This window comes from Paenibacillus sp. FSL K6-2393, from assembly GCF_038002545.1.
Classification (GTDB): domain Bacteria; phylum Bacillota; class Bacilli; order Paenibacillales; family Paenibacillaceae; genus Paenibacillus.
Genome location: NZ_JBBOCU010000001.1, coordinates 1,200,687 through 1,218,596, shown reverse-complemented (window position 1 = coordinate 1,218,596; position 17,910 = coordinate 1,200,687). Strand labels below are relative to the sequence as shown.

The window sequence follows — 17,910 nt, the reverse complement described above, 5'->3', positions numbered from 1 at the left end:
TCCTTCCCATCTTTAGAATAATATAACATAGATTCAAAGGAGTAGTTGGAAGTTGAGCGATAATCCTCTAAACTGTCTAACGTTATTGCAGATCATCCCTCTTCGATAACATAAAAAACGGACACCAATCTGTGGAGATCAGCGTCCGTTTGTATGTTCCATATTATAATTTAAAAGTGTTACTTCACTTCACCAACAACGGTAAAGCGCTCGTTTTTGTGTTGTGGATTCTCGATCTCATCAACCAAAGCAATCGCATAGTCTGCATAGCTGATGTAGCTGTTGCCTTCGCTATTCACAAGAATAACGTCGTTGCCTGCTTGATATTTGCCGGTGCGTACACCTTCTGGATTAAAGAAACCAGCCGGGCTCAGGAATGTCCATTGAATACCAGAGGATGCTTGCAGATCCTGCAAGTTTTGACCCTGGTTCGTTGCAGTTGCTTTGTATGCATCAGGGAATCCTGGGGATTCAAAGAGACGCAATGTCTTGGACTCGTCAGTGAACAGGCTTCCTGCTCCACCCACAACGATCAGACGAGTGTTTGGTGCATCTTTCAGGATGTTGATCAACGCTTGTCCTACTTCCACATGCAGGTTTTCTTTACCCGCTGGAGCACCAAATGCATTTACAACCACATCGAATGCTTTAAGATCTTCAGCTGTAAGATCGAATACATCTTTCTCCAGCGTATTCAAGCTTTTATCTTCCAATTTGGATGCATTACGAACGATTGCCGTTACTTTATGACCTCTGTCTGCGGCTTCTTTCAAAATTACACTTCCTGCTTTGCCTGTTGCACCAATGATTGCAATGTTCATCATGATCTCTCCTTTAAATTATCGATATTGTTTATGTTTGAACTTTATATTGTAACTATAGTTGTTACAACTAAGTTTGTCAACCATGCACAATCAGTACACGCAAAAAAGCCCCTGATATCATGCCCGTGCAAAACGGATACAATTCAGAGGCTATCTATTAAAGGGATTGCAAACTGCTTATTTCAAAACAGAATTGGGAAACCGCTGTACAACTCAGTTTCTTAACAATCCTTATCAGGCACACCCGCATCTTCCTTCGTACGGAAAGAAGATCCACAACCACAAGTGGCTACTGCGTTCGGATTATGGATGGTGAACCCACCCGTCATACCGGACTCTTCAAAATCAATTTCAAGTCCATTCAGATATTTCAGGTTTTCCTTCTCGACTACAACCTTCATGTTCTGAATATCCATATACAGGTCCTCATCGGACTCTTTATCGTCAAAGCCCATGGCGTACGAAAATCCGGTGCAACCGCCCGGTGCTACGCCAAGACGCAGGAACATACCAGGTGTCTCTTGCTGTGCAAGCATCTCTTTCAATCTGTCAGCAGCCGTTTCGCTGATGTTAATCATGCCAGGTCACTCTCCTTTTTCATATAAAATCATGTTCAAAAAGGGCGCTTTTCAGTACCAAGAAGATGGGATGAAGATAGAAATGGAGTAGCGGAGCGTAGGCAAAACTACGTGAGCAACGGACATTTCGGCTGAATCCCATATTCGACGCTGAGATGCCGCTAGGCATCCTTCGTAATCAAAAGCGTACTTTTGAACAACCTTTCATTAACTCTTCTTCAAATTATACTCCACCCCGTCAAGGGTCTCAAGTCATGTTTGCCTCTTTCCGCGTTCCCCCTGAACTCCTTTTTCTTCCCAGTGTATTGAACCCCCGCGATACGAGGTTTATAATGAATAGGTGGTCGCACTGAAATGTCGATATTTTGTCATGACTTATTCAGACGATGGTCATAATTGGAGTTGTAATTTTTTTCACATTTCGAGACTGCAACGCAGTCCCCAATGCATATATGAGTCAACAGACTCCATTTTTTGAAAAAATTTAGCTTTCATATGCAGCACACGCTGCACCGGGTAAATAAGAGTTAGTCCTTATAAGGAAGCGGCAGATGACCGCATCTTTGCTATGTAGTTCTGTATACAGATCCTACACACAACTCAAATCCGGTTAAGAACAGGAGGAAACAGTATGTCTACATTGGTAACACCGTTCACAGACAAAAGAATGGCTGAAATCGTTGAGAAAGTGCAGAACGGCGTAAGGCTGAGCGTAGAAGACGGCGTATATCTGTATGAAACAGATGATCTGCTGACTTTGGGCCAGTTGGCCAATGAGGCCAACTTGCGGAAAAATGGCAAGAAAGTATATTTCATCGAAAACATGAGTCTTTATTTTACGAACGTATGCGAAGCCCGCTGCGCTTTTTGTAATTTCCGTAAAGACCAGGGTGAAGAAGGCTCTTATACATTATCCGGTCAGGAAATGATCGATTATGTGGAACAGCATATTCATCCGGGCGTACGTGAGTTCCATATCGTAGGCGGACATAACAACCATGTTCCTTTTCAGTATTATGTCGATTCCCTGCGTGCTTTAAACGAGAAATATCCAGATGTTACACTGAAAGCTTACACGGCAGCCGAGATTGATTTCTTCACCCGGATTAGCGGACTCAGTATCAGGGAAGTTCTGCAAGAGCTGCAAAAAGCAGGTCTGAAAACATTGACTGGTGGCGGCGCTGAGATTCTCTCGGATGAATATCGCAAAAAAATGCGTGTAGACAAAGCCAACGTGGATCGTTATCTTGAGGTGCACCGTACAGCTCATGATCTCGGCATGCGTACACATACTACGATGTTGTATGGATCGATCGAATCCTATGAGGACCGCGTCAACCATATGGTGCAGATCCGTGAATTGCAAGATGAGACCAACGGATTCATGGTCTTTATCCCGCTTTCCATGCAGCCAAAAAGTAAAAACGCGAGCATTATGCGTCGTAACTCGGCTTATGAGGATCTCAAAACAATTGCGATCAGCCGTCTGATGCTGGATAACATCGATCATATCAAAGCATACTTCATTAACATCGGTCCACAGCTAGCTCAAGTTGCCCTTGGATTTGGTGCTTCAGATGCACACGGCACGATCGTTCGCGAACGGATTAGTCATGCGGCAGGTGCACTCACACCTGAAGGCCTTACACGTAAAGAGCTCATATGGCTCATTAAAGGTGCAGGACGTATTCCGGTAGAACGTGATACGTTCTACAATGAAATTCAAGTGTACGAATAGGACATAACTCCATCCACAACCAATATTGCACCAGCACCACTCCAGAACGAAGCTTTCATTATAGGGAGACGTTTGAATTCGAGTGGTGCAAACTGCTGAATAATATCTTCAATTTTCAACGTCTACTTTTTAATTATTCAAATCATAACAAAAGGAGCAGCTATGTTATTGCATAGCTGCTCCACAGTTTACAGCCCCATTTCAGTGGGACTGATGCAGAAAGGAAGCCGAGTCATGAAAAATTTCGTCATTCTTGGAGGCGGCTATGGCGGCCTCACAATCATCAAGGAACTTCTGGAGGGTAAAATTCCATCCGATACACAAATTATTTTGGTGGACCGTAGCCCCTTTCAGGGATTAAAGACAGAATATTACGCACTCGCAGCAGGAACCGTATCTGATTATGACCTGCGTATCCAATTTCCAGTGAGCGATAAAGTCACTTACCGTTATGGAGAAGTTACTTCGATTGACCTGGAACAGCGTCAGATTGAATTTGAAGGCCAAGACCCGCTCGTGTACGACAAGCTTGTCATTGGACTTGGTTGTACAGATCGTTTCCACAACACGCCTGGCGCCGAAGACTACAGCTGTACCATTCAGAGCTTTAGCAAAACACGCGAGACCTACCTGCGCCTTAATGAAGTCAAAGCCTATGGCAATGTGCATATCGTAGGCGGAGGATTAAGTGGTGTCGAGATGGCAGCTGAACTTCGTGAGAGCAGACCCGATCTAAACATCAGCATTTTGGATCGTGGTGAACGTGTATTATCCGCTTTCCCACAACGTCTGTCTGTGTATGTGCATGAATGGTTCAACGAACATCAGGTAGAGACACGCGGGCATATCGCCATTTCACGTGTTGAACCGAACGCCATCTATAACCGGGATGAACAGATCCTAACCGATGCTGTCGTGTGGACTGCAGGCATTCAGCCCGTAAAAGTGGTACAGGATCTGGACGTGACCAAAGACCCTCAAGGACGTGTCGTCCTGAATGAATACTACCAAATCCCGGAATATACCGATGTATATGTCGTTGGTGACTGTGCGAGTGTCCCTTATGCACCTAGCGGTCAAGCTGCGGAAGTGCAGGGTGAGCAGATCGCCCATATTCAGCATGCCCTCTGGAAAGGCGAAAAGCCCAATCCACATCCACTCAAGCTTCGTGGCACACTCGGTGCACTCGGCAAGAAGTCTGGGTTTGGGCTGATGGGCAAAACGTCCATGATGGGACGTGTACCTCGTATTTTGAAAAGTGGTGTGCTCTGGATGTCCAAGCGCCATCTCGGCTAGTCGAGATCGAGCTCGTCCCAGACATCGGCTTCGGCAATTTTGGCCAAAATGGCGTTATATAGATCTTCCACTTTGTCCGTGATGACAACTTCGCCATTCACCAGTGCAAATGGAGTCATAGAACATTGGCCGCAGTTGGTTAGGCAGCCGTATTCAATCACGTCATAGTCTGGATTTTCTTCCAGTTGATCCATGACTTCATCTGTGCCAAAATGCATATTATTGGCACAAAATTCAATAATCGGTCTCAATTAAGTTCACCTGCTTTGTTTGACCATTTTAATTTGTGGCCATTTGTAATATAATATAGGAAGGAAAGGAGTTGAACAATATGAGCGAAAACGCACAAAGCACCATGTATGATGAGGTATCTGATGTGCTTGATAAACTTCGTCCGTTCCTGCAGCGCGATGGCGGTGACGTGGAACTGGTCGACGTGGAGGACGGCATCATTAAGCTGAAACTGGTCGGTGCCTGCGGCAGTTGCCCAAGCTCCACCATTACCTTAAAAGCCGGGATTGAACGTGCCCTTCTCGAAGAAGTTGAGGGTGTACAAGAAGTCGTACAAGTATTCTAATCAATCCTTCACGAAATAAACCTCAAGAGCCTTTCGCTTCGCATGAAGCGGAGGGCTCTTTTTTTTGTGTGCATATGCAGAGAGTCCATTTCATCTGTCCCTTTGACCCGTTTCCACGTACAATCCTTTAATTCACCTTTTAAGTATCCTCGCGCTGTATGGTTGGACGAATCGGATCAAGTCCTCCAGATACATCCATAATGTTACCTGTTATAAAATCGGAATGATCAAGGCACAGATACGTAATCACTCGTGCAATATCTTCACCGCTGCCTGGTCGCCCTCTTGGCGTTTCCTCGTCGGTGATGCCTGCCATTTCATCAATCGTTTTCTCTTTGTTCGCACCACGAATGTCACCTGGACATACCATGTTAACCGTAATTCCATACGGGGCTTCTTCAACCGCGAGTGTCTTTGTAAAAGATACCAGACCCACCTTAGCAGCCGCATATACGGCGCGATGAGGCCAAGATCTCGCTTCTCCAGCATGACTGAAGCCAAAATGGATAATGCGTCCCCATTGCTTGCGTCTCATCTCTGGCAATACACGCTGATCCAGCAACATCGGTCCCAACAGATTTCCCTGCACAAGCATCTGGACCTCAGCTTCAGAATAATCCGCAAATAATCGTCGTTCACGGACAAATGGACCTGCGTTATTCACCAAAATATCAATGCTGCCCAGGTTGCCTTCCACCTGCTCAACCAATGAAGAGATATCTTCCACCTTGGATATATCAGCCTGGATGGCAATGCACCGCACACCCTTGGCTATAATCTGAGCCTTTAAAGCCTCAGCTTCTGTTCTGCTGTGTACATAGTTGAGGGCAATATGACACCCTTGATCTGCCAGACTGAGGGCCGTCATTTTACCAAGACCTTTGGCACTTCCCGTTATGAGGGCAATCTTTCCCTTCACGTTCATCCCCCTCTTCAAAGAGCAGTCACTATCCAGTATAAAAGATTTATCGTCCTCCTACAACTCGCTTATCCACAAGGGATTATCCACCTTAAATTCCAAATATATTTTGATTGAAATCGGAAGCCTAACCAGCAATAGCGAATTCGGCTCGTGGTATGTTGTGTTTGAGTACGTGAAGACAGGTCATATCCATGATGACGATCAAAATTTGAGTGCATTGTCCTTAATCAACTTAGCATCAATGCAGGATATACCTACGAGGAGTACAATGTTTCGACTGACAAAACATCCACCATAGGGCTCAACAGTCTTCTGATGGGCGGGATCGGGTACACGGCTTCCCAGAAATTCAGTGCTCTTCTTTTGCTCAAAAAAGGATTGGCCTTGATCCTGGTTGTCGTTCTCGGGCTAATCGGTTGGATCAGATACAAAATCAAAAGCTTAAATGGAGAAGAAGAAAAACTCTCTCCTTCCGAGAGCATGTATCTGCAAGAAGCAGATGAACAGCAGTATGCTGATCAAAATGAATTGTCCTACTACCGTCAATCTGGACATCACTATAGCGCTGATAAAACGGAAAAACTCTGACTTATGTTGATCCCCACATCAGCACAGACTCAGGAAACATAAAATAAGCCGTATATCTCTTCAGAAGAGATATACGGCTTATTTTATATAGCTTCACATCATGTCATACATATCGTGAATTATTCAGTTGCGGGTTCAACTGCACCTTTATAACGTTCTTTGATGAATGTTTTCACTTCTTCGGAGTGCAGAGCAGCAGCCAGCTTCTGAATTGCATCTGAATCTTTGTTGTCCTCACGGGAAACGAGAATGTTCGCGTATGGGTTACCTTGCAGATCTTCGATCAACAAAGCATCATTCGCTGGATTCAGGTTTGCTTCAAGCGCATAGTTAGCGTTGATGAATACCAGATCCGCTTCATCCAATTGACGAGGCATCATGGCTGCATCAAGCTCGATGATATCGAGATTTTTCGGATTTGCTGTGATATCTTGAATCGTAGAAGTAATATTTGTGTTGTCTTTCAGCGTAATGATACCTTCCTTCGCGAGCAACAACAGAGCACGTCCACCATTGGATGGGTCATTTGGAATTGCTACTTTTGCGCCGTCAGCCAATTCATCCAAAGACTTAATCTTTTTGGAGTATCCACCAAAAGGTTCAACATGAACAGGTGTTACAGAAACGAGGTTGAATCCACGTTCTTTATTCTCTGTGTCCAGATAAGGTTGGTGCTGGAAGAAGTTTGCATCCAATTTTTTATCAGCAAGTTGCTGGTTGGGTTGTACATAGTCATTAAACGTAACAACTTGCAAACGAATACCTTGTGCTTCCAGTTCAGGCTTGATGCTTTCCAGAATCTCTGCATGTGGTGTAGGTGAAGCTCCAACTTTCAATTCAACCGTGCGCGGTGCACCTGCTGAATTGTCTGCGCCGCTATCGGCGTCCTTGTTGTTTCCGCAAGCTGCGAGAACCGCAATTAACATAAGGCTAAGTAGAGCAAAAGACCATTTTTTCATGTGTAAAACCCCTTCTCTAATCATTTTTTTTCATGTGGCGTCCGCATAAAATGCATATCCATCAAGTTATCTATGTGTTATTTCCTGGTGAAAAATGTAACCAAGCGATCCCCAGCCATCTGGAGAATTTGCACAAGAATGATCATCGACACTACAGATATAATCATGATTTCATTTTGATAACGGAAGTATCCATAGTTAATTGCCAGTGTTCCAAGACCTCCACCACCAACCATGCCCGCCATCGCCGTATAAGAGACAAGCGTAACGATCGTGATTGTTATACCAGCAAGCAGACCAGGCAGTGCCTCAGGCAGTAACACCCGTCTTACAATCTGTCCGGTTGATGCACCCATCGACTGCGCCGCTTCAATGACACCCCGATCAACTTCTCGCAACGTCGTCTCCACCAAGCGAGCAAAGTAAGGAGCTGCTGAAATAACTAAAGGTGGTATAACACCTAACACTCCTGTAGCTGTACCGACGAGTATACGAGTGAATGGAATAAGAGCAACAATCAATATGATAAATGGGACTGAGCGCAAAATATTAACAATCAGAGATAGTATCGTGTACACTGCCCGTGACTTGATCGAAGCAGATCTAGCCGTCATGAACAGCAGAACTCCGAGCGGTAAACCTAAGATAACGGTAAACAAGCCTGATACACCCAAAATTTGCAGTGTCTCAATGGAGGCTTTACCAACCTCTTCCCAGCGAACTGTTGAAAAATCCATCTAACGAAGCACCTCCACATCAAGTCCCTCTGCGGTCAATTCTGATATCGTCCGATCAATCGCAATTGAATCACCCTCGAACCGAACGGTCAGCTGTCCATAAGGCACCTGTTTAATCGTAGAGATTGTACCCTGCAGGATGGCAAAATCCACATCCGTCTTACGTACCGTCCTGGACAAAATCGCTTCATACGTTTTGTTACCCAGAAAAGATATCTTCACAAGTTTGGAAGCAACACCTGCCTGCAATTCAATGCTTGCATTCGCCAGAGCCGTCTCCTCTAGGGCAAGTCCAGCTTCATGGTCACGCATCATGAAGTCCCGCGTAATCGCGTGCTGCGGCTTCAGGAACACTTCTGTTACAGGTCCTTGTTCCACAATACCACCTTGATGAATGACAGCCACTTTGTCACAGATGTTCTGAATGACATGCATCTCATGTGTGATCAGCACAATTGTAAGGTTGTACTTTTCATTAATGTCGAGCAGTAACTTCAGGATTGAATTTGTCGTCTGCGGATCAAGTGCCGAAGTAGCCTCATCACAGAGAAGTACATTTGGGTCACTTGCAAGTGCTCTCGCAATCCCGACACGTTGTTTCTGTCCACCCGATAATTGAGCCGGATATTTGCTGCTATGGTGTTCCAGACCAACCAGTGCGAGCATTTCCTTCACTTTGCGATCAATGGCATCTTTGGGTGTATTCACAAGTTTTAGTGGAAAAGCTACATTGTCATATACCGTTGCCGAGGATAACAAATTAAAGTGTTGGAAAATCATCCCGATCTTGCGTCTCTGTTGCTGCAATTCGGTTTTGCTCAGTTCAGTCAGGTTGATCCCGTCAACCCATACTTCACCCTCCGTAGGGCGCTCCAGCAAATTAATACAGCGAATCAATGTACTTTTGCCCGCTCCAGAATGGCCAATCACTCCGTAGATTTCGCCCTTTTGGATGCTCAAATTCAGCTCGGATAACGCTGTTGTAGATTTTGCCCCTTTGCCGTATGTTTTCGTTAAACCTTTTAATTCAATCAATCGCACTTGCCCCTTTCCAACCACCTACATGTATCTTTACCCGATCTAAAGGAAAACTCCCCTTAAAGTACAAAAAAGAGCCCTTTGCAGATACAAAGAGGGCTCTTCACGTGAAAGAATATACCTTCTCATCTGCCAAAATCGTGTCTTGCACCATTTTGTAGGAATTAGCACCTAACATCTATAACGAATGATACAAGATCATGTCGTTACAAATCGGTTGCCGGGCTTCATCGGGCCTGTCCCTCCGCCGCTCTCGATAAGAAATATGTTGTTGTAGGATTTTATAAGTTCATGTAGTTTATGCTTTATAATGTGAACGTAACTTCCGAAATATCAGTTCTATCCGTGTAACATTCGATTGAAACTCAGTATATTCCAAGTATTCCGATTTGTCAAAGGGAATTATTTCTTTTCCATATATTATTGATATAACTATAAGAGGCTGTTAACGTTTCACAGACCATATCGACGCCTTGACGCATTTCCTGCACATGCTGATTCAGATCCTCCAACTTCACTTTACCTTGTAATGTCTGGTGTAACTGCCACAGGTCATCGTGCATTTCGGAGTTCATGTAGTGAATTTCCATATTACGACGTTTGCGCAGCTTGCTCATCGGCTCACGATAAGAGTCCTTGATCTGAATCAATCGCAACGCAAGATCATGATGCTCCCTCACATAATCGAACTGCCTCAACACAGTAAAATATGAAAAATGCGCTTTGGTATTTGACGTATTCAGTTGGAATATTTCATTTAAGACGGTGCCGACTTTATCCAGAATGGCAAAGCAGCGGATAAAGCCATCTTTGTAGAAATACACATACCGAGCATACTCGGCTTTTTCAGTCGGCGTCATATCATCCGTTGAACCTGCAACGACCTTTTTGCGAAAATGAGCAGCAGCGAAACAGCTTTGCTCCAGTTCATCCAGTGAGGAGATGAGTCCCTGAGTCCACACATACAGCTTCCGATAGTCATGCGTGGGATCATGGTCCACATGCATTTGTCGTTGAAATAGCTCAAGCGTATGCGCCATTGCGTCCATCGCTGCCTTCAATTTACCTTCGTTTATACGTGGCTTTTCCCCCAACAACGTTCGCAGCATATCTAACCTCCTCTTTTCCAAATCAACAAGAATTCATCACCTTAACACATCATCCAATCCGTGTAATTGCTGCTTGCCATAGGTTGCCCTGATCCCCCTGACATCAAACAAAGTCCACCTGTCCAATGATGTACATCACTGGATGGTGGACTTTCATATTTAGCCCAAGTACCTTTGAAAAAGTGAATCTATATCTTAGAAACGATTAACCGGGCGATACAGCTTGTACACCAGGAAACTCATATACGTTAAGACTCCGAACAATATGGCGATATCCAGCATATGAGCAAGAGCTACGAACATGTATACTTCCGGACGGTTCATTGTCACCATCATGAAAATACCAATGACTACTTGCATCAGAATAAGAACAACGGATACCACACCCAGAGTACGCATTTCCTTATTGTCCGGATGATTACGGTAAGCGAAGTGACCCAGGATTGCAATAACAATCACGAGCGACGCAGCTGCTGCACGGTGAGCAAAAGCAACCGCTACCCCACCCGAAAGCTCAGGAATAATCTGCCCGTTACAGAGCGGAAATCCGGAACATCCGCCGGCAGAATCCGTGTGACTCACAAATGCACCCGTGTATACCACGAGATATGTGTAAATGGTGGAGAACCAGACCAGATTCCTGAATTTTTTACTAACCCGAGGGTATTTATTCAGTCGCTCCAATCCGCCATCTTTTGCCTCTTGCCTGATGCCCAGCGCCATCATTAGAGAACTGGCAAAAGCAATCAGTGCAAAGCCAAAATGCAGTGCCATGACTGCTGAAGATTGGGAGAAGACAACGGCAAAAGCCCCCATGATTCCCTGGACGATAACAAATACCAGAGTTAAGAAAGAAAACAATTGCAGGTCACGGCGTGACTTGCCAAACCGCAGAAAAGCAACAAACGAGGCAATGGACAACAGTCCAGCCAGTGCACTTACAGCGCGATGGGAATATTCAATAAGTGAAGCCACAGTATGCGCCGGAACGAGTTTTCCGTTACATAAAGGCCATTCCGTTCCGCAGCCAAGGCCAGATTCCGTTTTGGTTACGATGCCTCCACCAAAAGTGGCCAGAAACATGACAAGACAGGTTAATACGGTTAACCATTTAAACAAAGTTAAGTGTTTCAATTTTTTCTCACCCGCTGTTGGTTTAAGATGGCGAAGAATATTCTCCGCTTGTTTCGGTACTTTGACACTTATTTCACAACTAAATTCATTATACCGGATAAAATGTTCATTGACGTCGCGCTTTGTGACAAAATGTTAACGTCTGGTGAAATAATGACCCACAGGTCATTGGAGTTATGTACAGAAACGTCTCTTGCATAGAACATGCCGAACATACAAACGCCATTTCCCTATTTCAAGAGAAATGGCGTTCTTTTAGTATACCCTTTTACAACATGAACCTGTCATACTTTTATATAAGTTCAATGAAACATTACACAATAACGGAGACAGTGTCTGTGTGTCTGTGTAAATATTCATTAGTTGAACTTATATAACATTATTTATGGATCGTGTTGTACACTTCGACTGCGCGATCCAGGAACTGCTCAATCTCTTCTCTCGACTTGCGCAGCTTGTTCACATACCGTACGAGTTCGCGGCCATCTGTATACGCCACAAAGCTCGGAATGCCAAGAATATTCTGCTCTTCACTAACCGTTCCAACCTGATCCACGTCGACCTCAATCAAAGTCAGTTCACGTGCATATTTCTCTTCAACCTCAGGCATAAACGGATCGATGTATTTGCAGTCACCACACCAGTCTGCCTTGAATACGGCAATCGTCAAACGTGGGGATTGGATGGCTACATCAAAAGCCGGTTTGGAAGTAATCTGTTCCATTCGGTTCATCTCCCTTTCTGTACCTTGTCTTACCCTAAGTGAAGCAAATTGGCGAGTGGAAGTCAAATAATCAGCGCATACTTAGAATAAACCACATGGTCTGTGAAATTAAACCCAGAACATCATGAAAGGATGTCACATCATGACTTCCACCAGAACCGATTCTTCCAGCGAACAGCATCACGGGTCCCTCCTGCAGATTGTCCGTTCCATTCCGGGTGCTGCCCGGGAAATCTGGCGTGGCAAACAGGCTGCATGGCAAGCTTCAGCACAGCTTCGTCACCCATTACGTGACATCGAGTGGGATACAGATACGGCAGCTGCCTTACAGTCTGAGGTGGAGCGTTTGTTACCTGCCAGCGGCAAGTCTTTTGCACGCACGGACCAGGTTCAAAGTGCACTCGTCTGCGAAGAAGATTGCATCATTCTGGAAGAGATTAAGACACTGACCCAGGAGCACAATCGGAGTAATATCACCCGCACGGCAGCCTATCTGGAATGTTATGAGCAATATCCCGAACTGCATTGGGCACTGCTGGCCCATATGGTCTCTCGCAACGGTGGATATCACATGACAGATCTTCAGAGTGACTTGATGCATAATCTACAGAATCAGAGCGATCGCGAGCATATGTACCGGCTGCTGGAGCGGTGTAATGCACTCATTTTCCAGGATGCCTATCCCCAGCTTCTGCTGTATATGAACAGTCGCCGGATCGGACGAAGCTGTTTCCATCTCTTGTCGCACTTTCACGTATCGGCGTTTATGACACCGTTTTGGGAACGCTTTTGGCTGGAACGTTGCAGTTCACTGCTTAGTGTGGCATTAATTATTAATGAGCAGAACTATATCGAGAGCCGGGTGGTGCAGCATCCTTATTTTCAAAAAGAAATACTCTCAAAACCCGCATTCCATCTGCATAATTTGGCGGGTCTGAATCATATCGTCTTCCCTCTTGGACGGGGAGCAGGACTCGCAGGACGCGTCATTGAACATTTTGGCAAGCTGGATGAGCGAATCATGTTTGGCAAAGGGCTATATGCCCTGTTGTTTGGCGTGGAGCAAGTACACACACAAGTGTTGGAGTTTGCACGTTCGGTTCCCCATCGTGGCTCGCGTGCCGAATATTGGCCTGGGCTGTTTACCGATCGTGAAGACGAGGCGGACGATCATACATTATACGCTCAGGCGTTACTGGATGAGGAATGGCTTCCAGAAGGGCAACGATTATATAGTCCGGAACTGCTCGCCGTATGGGGAGACACGCCGTATGAACCGATCACCAGACATGACTGGCTTCAGACTCGGGATTGTCTCGGTTATCTGACGGCACCGCGGCGGCCATGGCTGTTTGAGATGAGTCACGAACACCGGTATGGCATGCTGAAAACAGCACTGGCTCATGATGCTAAAGCCATCACACACTAATGCTGAAGATCATATAGAGCAGGCAAAGACGGATGATGTGATACCCGATGTACCGCTAATCCTCGCTTGCTGGGGTAATGTCGAGTTCAGTCGCTCAGCTCTCCTTAACTATACAAAAAGCCCTGTCCGCTTAACAGCAGACAGAGCTTGTATCCTATTTTCACAAAATATTGGAGCATGGATGATGCTTTTTGCATTTTTAACCTCTTTGCCCAGCTCCACGTTGAAGACGCATAAGTGGACGAAGAATTTTTTGCAGAATACGGGGGTAACTGCCCAGCTCGTCCTTGCGCAGTACACGCAGCACAACCATGAGAACCAGATACACCACCACAACAAGCACACCAACCACAAGGCAGGTAAACAGGAAGGATACACGTGCTGGCAGGAACAGTCCAAAGATCGTATTCCCAATCCAGTTCGTTGCAAATCCTACACCTGCTGCAAGCAACACCGTAACGATAAACCCTTTCCAACGATCTCCCATGATGGAGAAATCAACGATTTTGCGAAGGACCCGCAGATTCAGGTATGTGATAACCAGGAAACAAAGGGCCGTTGCAATAATGATGCCGTATATGCCAAACATCGGCGCGAGGATCAGACCTGCAATCAGCTTGACTACAACACCCGCTGCCACACTGACCATCGTAATCCGCGGTTTACCTACCCCAAGCAAAATGGAGTTGGTGGTCATCATCGTAATCTGGAAAATGGTACCGAATGTCAGCAAGGCAATGATCGGCGTTCCATCCAGATTGGTAAACAGCAATCCGTTGACCGAATACGCTGCCGCACAAAGTGCAATGACAATTGGCATACCTGTCAGAATCGATATGCGCAACGCAAGTGTAACCTGACTCTTCAGATGCGCTTCATCCTTGCGGGCAAATGCTGCCGATATGACAGGCACCAACGATTGACTCAAAGCGATAGCCAGAATCGGAGGAATACCCGCAATACTTTGGGCCTTTGCACCAAGGATCGCAAGTACCCCAGTCGCTTCTTCGAGTCCGATCTGGCCACTAAGCAGTGGTACCACAAGGGATGAATCGATGAAGTTAATGGCTGGAACCGCAAGTGAAGACAGCACAATAGGAATAGACAACTTGAAGATATCACTGTAGATGCCTCGCATCGGCAACTGTTCTGCACGTTCGTAATTCAATTGGGCCGCACGGTCGCTACGACGCAGCTTCAAGGTGAAGTACAGCATGACACCGAAGGCACCCACACTTCCTAATACTCCACCAAATGAGGCACCCGCAGCAATTGTCTGGTCATCATAATTCCATTGCAGCATGACATAAGCCACGATAATGGCTGTACCTACACGGGCAAACTGTTCAACAATCTGTGAAATACCACCCGCTGTCATGTTGCCGCGTCCCTGGAAATATCCACGCATCATCGCAATGGCCGGGAACAGCAGCAAGGCTGGAGCCAAGGCACGAATGGCGCTGACCGACTCCGGTACTTTGGAGACATACGTAGCATAATAAGGTGCCGCGAACCACAATAAAGCAGACATGACTACCCCGGCAACAGCCGCAAAGATCAGGGCTGCACGGTAGATCTGTTGAGCTTCACCCGCGCGTCCGAGCGCATAACGTTCCGATACCATTTTACTCAGAGTACTCGGTATGCCCGCCGTTGCTACAGTTAACAGCATTAAATATACCGTATTGGAGATCGTAAACGATGCGTTACCGACATCTCCGAGGATATGCTCCAGCGGCACCCGTTGAACCAATCCCAGTACTCTCGCGATCAGCGCAGCGGCCGCCAGTATGAGCGTACCCCTAATGAATGTTTCTTTCTTAGACAAACGAATTCCCCTTCTTTCCTCCACACCGGACGTGCATCCCGTTGAAGCTAATCCTGAACGTTTAGGCGAATCTTACCACCCAGATAATAAAGAGAACAATCATGACGATTTGCAAAATAATTTTCATCACAGTACTCGTAAATAACCCCACAACGGACCCAAATCCAACTTTCGACGCTTTGGAAGGTGAAGACCCTCCGATCAGTTCCCCGATAAAAGCACCGATAAATGGTCCCAGTACCAGTCCAAATGCCGGAATGACAAATGGCCCAATGATAACACCAATGGTACTCAGCGTTGTTGATAACTTGGAGCCACCGAACTTCTTCACGCCCCATGCACTGACGACATAATCAGCCACAAACAACACAACAACAATCAGAATCTGAATGATCCAGAACCACACACCAAACGGATCAAAACTGAAGAACCAGCCGTAGACCAGAAACGCGAAGAAAATCGCTACAGCACCAGGCAGTATGGGATATACCGTTCCAGCCATCCCCACTGCAAACAGCAGCACAATTAAAATCCAGGCAATGGTTGCGAGCAAAGGTTACTCCCCCTTCAAAATATGTTCACGGATCACTTCGACGATGCCGTCTTCATTGTTACTCGCTACGATCAGATCAGCCGCTTCCTTCACCTGCTCTTGCGCATTACCCATCGCTACACCAAGACCTACCGCCTCAATGACAGCCAGATCATTCAAACTGTCTCCGACAGCAACAACTTCGGACATCTCTATGCCCAGCAGCTTGCAGACTTCCGCTACACCACTTGCTTTGGATACCCCAGCAGGGTTGATCTCAATATTAACCGGTGAGGAATTCGTCATTTGCAGACCACCCATTTGTTGCAGTTCCATCATGATCTGGTGACGCACTTCATCCACTTCGGTATTGAAGCCGAATTTCAACCATTCCAGACCTTCAATATTGTCCGTCCAACGGTCACGGTTGAACAGCTCTTCCACGGAGTATGCCCAGTACCAGCTGTTATATTTCTCACCGATCTCCTGCATTTGGCGAATCAATGCCGGGTCCATCAGATGACGCATATGCAGATCATGCGGGGCTTTCCAGACCTCACTACCGTTAACGGTAACCATTGGTGTCTCCAGTCCAAGCTGGACCGCATAAGGCATTGCGTGGAATACGGCTCTTCCCGTGGAAAGGCACACATGCACACCCCGACGAATGGCAATTTGAATCCACTTGGCGGTCTCCTGTGTAATTTCATGATTATCGTTAAGTAATGTTCCATCCATATCCAATGCAAGCAATTTGTATTTCAGTTCACTCATACAGTAGTTCCTCCTAGGTTGTCTCTCTCCAAGTTGAACTCATGGATATCCATTCAGGCACTAAGCGAGCCCTCTCCGCTCCACAATGGTTCTCCAGTTCAACTTAAAGGTTCTCTTTATCTAATTATAAACATTCTCTCATAACAAGATCGCCCGGCACCCGTAAAAACGGACGCTCCGGACGTCACAGCTAACGACATTTTACCACAGATCATCTGTATGCAACAAAATAACCCGCTCAGGATTACACTTCGAAGTTATTACATTTTATGTAATGTATAGTTTCCTAAATAAAAAAACGATCCACCTGCTACAGGATGCATCGCTTTTAGCTTAACCTTTTTCACTCTGCCTGTTTTCCCAGCCTAACCCGTAGCCAAGAATTAATCCATTATCCCCTGTCCGCTCCTCTGTCTGGCTTGAATACCGCAAACAAGGATTGGGACATCAAATTCATGGTTTGTTTATATACGTTATGGGCTGCTTTTACATCACCAAGGAACCCGCCCATATGCAGGTGGATTACACCGCGCAGCGATGCCCAGATAGTACTGACAAGAGTTTCGGTCTCTTTCTGGCCCGAAATCTGTCCTTGCTTCTGGGCAGTGCTAATTAGAATCAGCAAGCGGTGTATGGCAGTCTTCGTTCCCTGCATACTCTCTGCATCCGGCTTGAACTCGGCAAAAGCCCCCCCGAACATCAGCTTATAGTAGCTGGTATAATCTTGCGCAAACTGCCAGAAGGCTTCCCCCAAATCCAGTAAATGCTGCAAGAAGTCAGAGGACGGCGGCACTTCTTCCAAACGCTTGGCGAGCAATTTGCAGCCCTCCAGATACAACTGCTGAGCCAGACCCTCTTTATTGACAAACAAACTATAAATGATCTGCGGGCATTTTCCGACTTCTAAATACAGGCATTCTAACCATTTGCAGAAAAGTTGTCAATGAAGGTCATTATGATAAAAAAAGAATTTGACACAATCGTTTTCTTTTGGTTACTATGATTCTTATAAGAAACAGTGTTACCGAAAATGGTCTCATGCTCATTTTTTTAAATTTTCATTATTTTTTTGGAGTTAAGGTAACATTGTTTCTTTAAAAAAACAACGTATTATAATTGATGC

General features: G+C 45.7%; 19 protein-coding genes and 1 riboswitch. Of the genes, 5 read left to right on the top strand and 14 right to left on the bottom strand.

The features are described 5' to 3' along the window. Positions 1-179 precede the first annotated feature (179 nt). Together MHI14_RS05300 and MHI14_RS05295 are read right to left on the bottom strand one after the other, a co-directional pair. Positions 180-821, bottom strand: a complete 642-nt coding sequence (locus MHI14_RS05300) for an NAD(P)-dependent oxidoreductase (protein WP_091037890.1) — start codon at positions 819-821, stop codon at positions 180-182. Between the two features lie 224 nt (positions 822-1,045). Then, positions 1,046-1,402: a HesB/IscA family protein gene (locus MHI14_RS05295; protein ID WP_062837974.1), complete on the bottom strand. Its 357-nt coding sequence runs from the start codon at positions 1,400-1,402 to the stop codon at positions 1,046-1,048. 631 nt (positions 1,403-2,033) lie between these two features. On the opposite strand from MHI14_RS05295, the gene mqnE reads away from it, so the two are divergent. Then, positions 2,034-3,140, top strand: a complete 1,107-nt coding sequence (gene mqnE / locus MHI14_RS05290) for an aminofutalosine synthase MqnE (RefSeq protein ID WP_091037892.1) — start codon at positions 2,034-2,036, stop codon at positions 3,138-3,140. Positions 3,141-3,374: 234 nt separating this feature from the next. After that, positions 3,375-4,436: an NAD(P)/FAD-dependent oxidoreductase gene (locus MHI14_RS05285; protein ID WP_036673332.1), complete on the top strand. Its 1,062-nt coding sequence runs from the start codon at positions 3,375-3,377 to the stop codon at positions 4,434-4,436. On the opposite strand, the gene MHI14_RS05280 is transcribed toward MHI14_RS05285, so the two are convergent. Next, complete coding sequence (locus MHI14_RS05280; protein WP_036605750.1) at positions 4,433-4,687, bottom strand: YuzB family protein; 255 nt, start codon at positions 4,685-4,687, stop codon at positions 4,433-4,435. The genes MHI14_RS05285 and MHI14_RS05280 overlap by 4 nt on opposite strands. An 80-nt stretch (positions 4,688-4,767) precedes the next feature. On the opposite strand from MHI14_RS05280, the gene MHI14_RS05275 reads away from it, so the two are divergent. Then, on the top strand, positions 4,768-5,013 hold the full coding sequence (locus MHI14_RS05275) for a NifU family protein (RefSeq protein WP_053783253.1): 246 nt from the start codon (positions 4,768-4,770) through the stop codon (positions 5,011-5,013). A gap of 139 nt (positions 5,014-5,152) precedes the next feature. Here the strand turns inward: MHI14_RS05275 and MHI14_RS05270 are convergent, their stop codons facing one another. Continuing rightward, a complete protein-coding gene (locus MHI14_RS05270; protein ID WP_017692411.1) occupies positions 5,153-5,932 on the bottom strand; it encodes an SDR family oxidoreductase in 780 nt (259 codons plus the stop codon). 219 nt (positions 5,933-6,151) lie between these two features. Between MHI14_RS05270 and MHI14_RS05265 the strand changes: the two genes are divergently transcribed. Further along, the gene (locus tag MHI14_RS05265) at positions 6,152-6,523 is read left to right on the top strand and encodes a DUF2167 domain-containing protein (protein WP_341131674.1); all 372 of its coding nucleotides are present in this window, start codon (positions 6,152-6,154) and stop codon (positions 6,521-6,523) included. Positions 6,524-6,642: 119 nt separating this feature from the next. Here MHI14_RS05265 and MHI14_RS05260 read toward each other — a convergent pair whose 3' ends face one another. The 6 genes from MHI14_RS05260 to MHI14_RS05235 all read right to left on the bottom strand — a co-directional run bounded on the left by MHI14_RS05260 (position 6,643) and on the right by MHI14_RS05235 (position 12,224). Continuing rightward, positions 6,643-7,482, bottom strand: coding sequence for a MetQ/NlpA family ABC transporter substrate-binding protein (locus MHI14_RS05260; RefSeq protein ID WP_133387447.1), 840 nt, complete (start codon positions 7,480-7,482; stop codon positions 6,643-6,645). Positions 7,483-7,559: 77 nt separating this feature from the next. Next, positions 7,560-8,219 (bottom strand): methionine ABC transporter permease, encoded by a 660-nt coding sequence (locus MHI14_RS05255; RefSeq protein ID WP_036673326.1) that lies wholly within the window; start codon positions 8,217-8,219, stop codon positions 7,560-7,562. Continuing rightward, entirely contained in the window at positions 8,220-9,254 is a 1,035-nt protein-coding gene (locus MHI14_RS05250; RefSeq protein ID WP_289390332.1) for a methionine ABC transporter ATP-binding protein, read from the bottom strand. Positions 9,255-9,379: 125 nt separating this feature from the next. Continuing rightward, positions 9,380-9,520: riboswitch (SAM riboswitch) on the bottom strand. A gap of 129 nt (positions 9,521-9,649) precedes the next feature. Then, on the bottom strand, positions 9,650-10,366 hold the full coding sequence (locus MHI14_RS05245) for a Cthe_2314 family HEPN domain-containing protein (RefSeq protein WP_289390333.1): 717 nt from the start codon (positions 10,364-10,366) through the stop codon (positions 9,650-9,652). Between the two features lie 195 nt (positions 10,367-10,561). After that, a complete protein-coding gene (locus MHI14_RS05240) occupies positions 10,562-11,449 on the bottom strand; it encodes a COX15/CtaA family protein (RefSeq protein WP_433584013.1) in 888 nt (295 codons plus the stop codon). Positions 11,450-11,879: 430 nt separating this feature from the next. Continuing rightward, positions 11,880-12,224, bottom strand: coding sequence for a thioredoxin family protein (locus tag MHI14_RS05235; protein WP_017692403.1), 345 nt, complete (start codon positions 12,222-12,224; stop codon positions 11,880-11,882). 142 nt (positions 12,225-12,366) lie between these two features. Here MHI14_RS05235 and MHI14_RS05230 point away from each other — a divergent pair, with 142 nt between their 5' ends. Then, on the top strand, positions 12,367-13,653 hold the full coding sequence (locus MHI14_RS05230) for a DUF2515 family protein (protein WP_341129968.1): 1,287 nt from the start codon (positions 12,367-12,369) through the stop codon (positions 13,651-13,653). Positions 13,654-13,852: 199 nt separating this feature from the next. On the opposite strand, the gene MHI14_RS05225 is transcribed toward MHI14_RS05230, so the two are convergent. The 4 genes from MHI14_RS05225 to MHI14_RS05210 all read right to left on the bottom strand — a co-directional run bounded on the left by MHI14_RS05225 (position 13,853) and on the right by MHI14_RS05210 (position 17,658). Beyond that, positions 13,853-15,481 (bottom strand): putative polysaccharide biosynthesis protein, encoded by a 1,629-nt coding sequence (locus MHI14_RS05225; RefSeq protein ID WP_341129967.1) that lies wholly within the window; start codon positions 15,479-15,481, stop codon positions 13,853-13,855. Positions 15,482-15,542: 61 nt separating this feature from the next. Next, on the bottom strand, positions 15,543-15,983 hold the full coding sequence (locus MHI14_RS05220) for a DUF456 domain-containing protein (protein ID WP_047841365.1): 441 nt from the start codon (positions 15,981-15,983) through the stop codon (positions 15,543-15,545). A gap of 54 nt (positions 15,984-16,037) precedes the next feature. Beyond that, positions 16,038-16,787 carry a Cof-type HAD-IIB family hydrolase gene (locus MHI14_RS05215; RefSeq protein WP_076253219.1) on the bottom strand — a complete coding sequence of 250 codons (750 nt, stop codon included), beginning with the start codon at positions 16,785-16,787 and terminating at the stop codon, positions 16,038-16,040. 391 nt (positions 16,788-17,178) lie between these two features. Beyond that, positions 17,179-17,658, bottom strand: a complete 480-nt coding sequence (locus tag MHI14_RS05210; protein WP_341129966.1) for a TetR-like C-terminal domain-containing protein — start codon at positions 17,656-17,658, stop codon at positions 17,179-17,181. Positions 17,659-17,910: the final 252 nt, after the last annotated feature.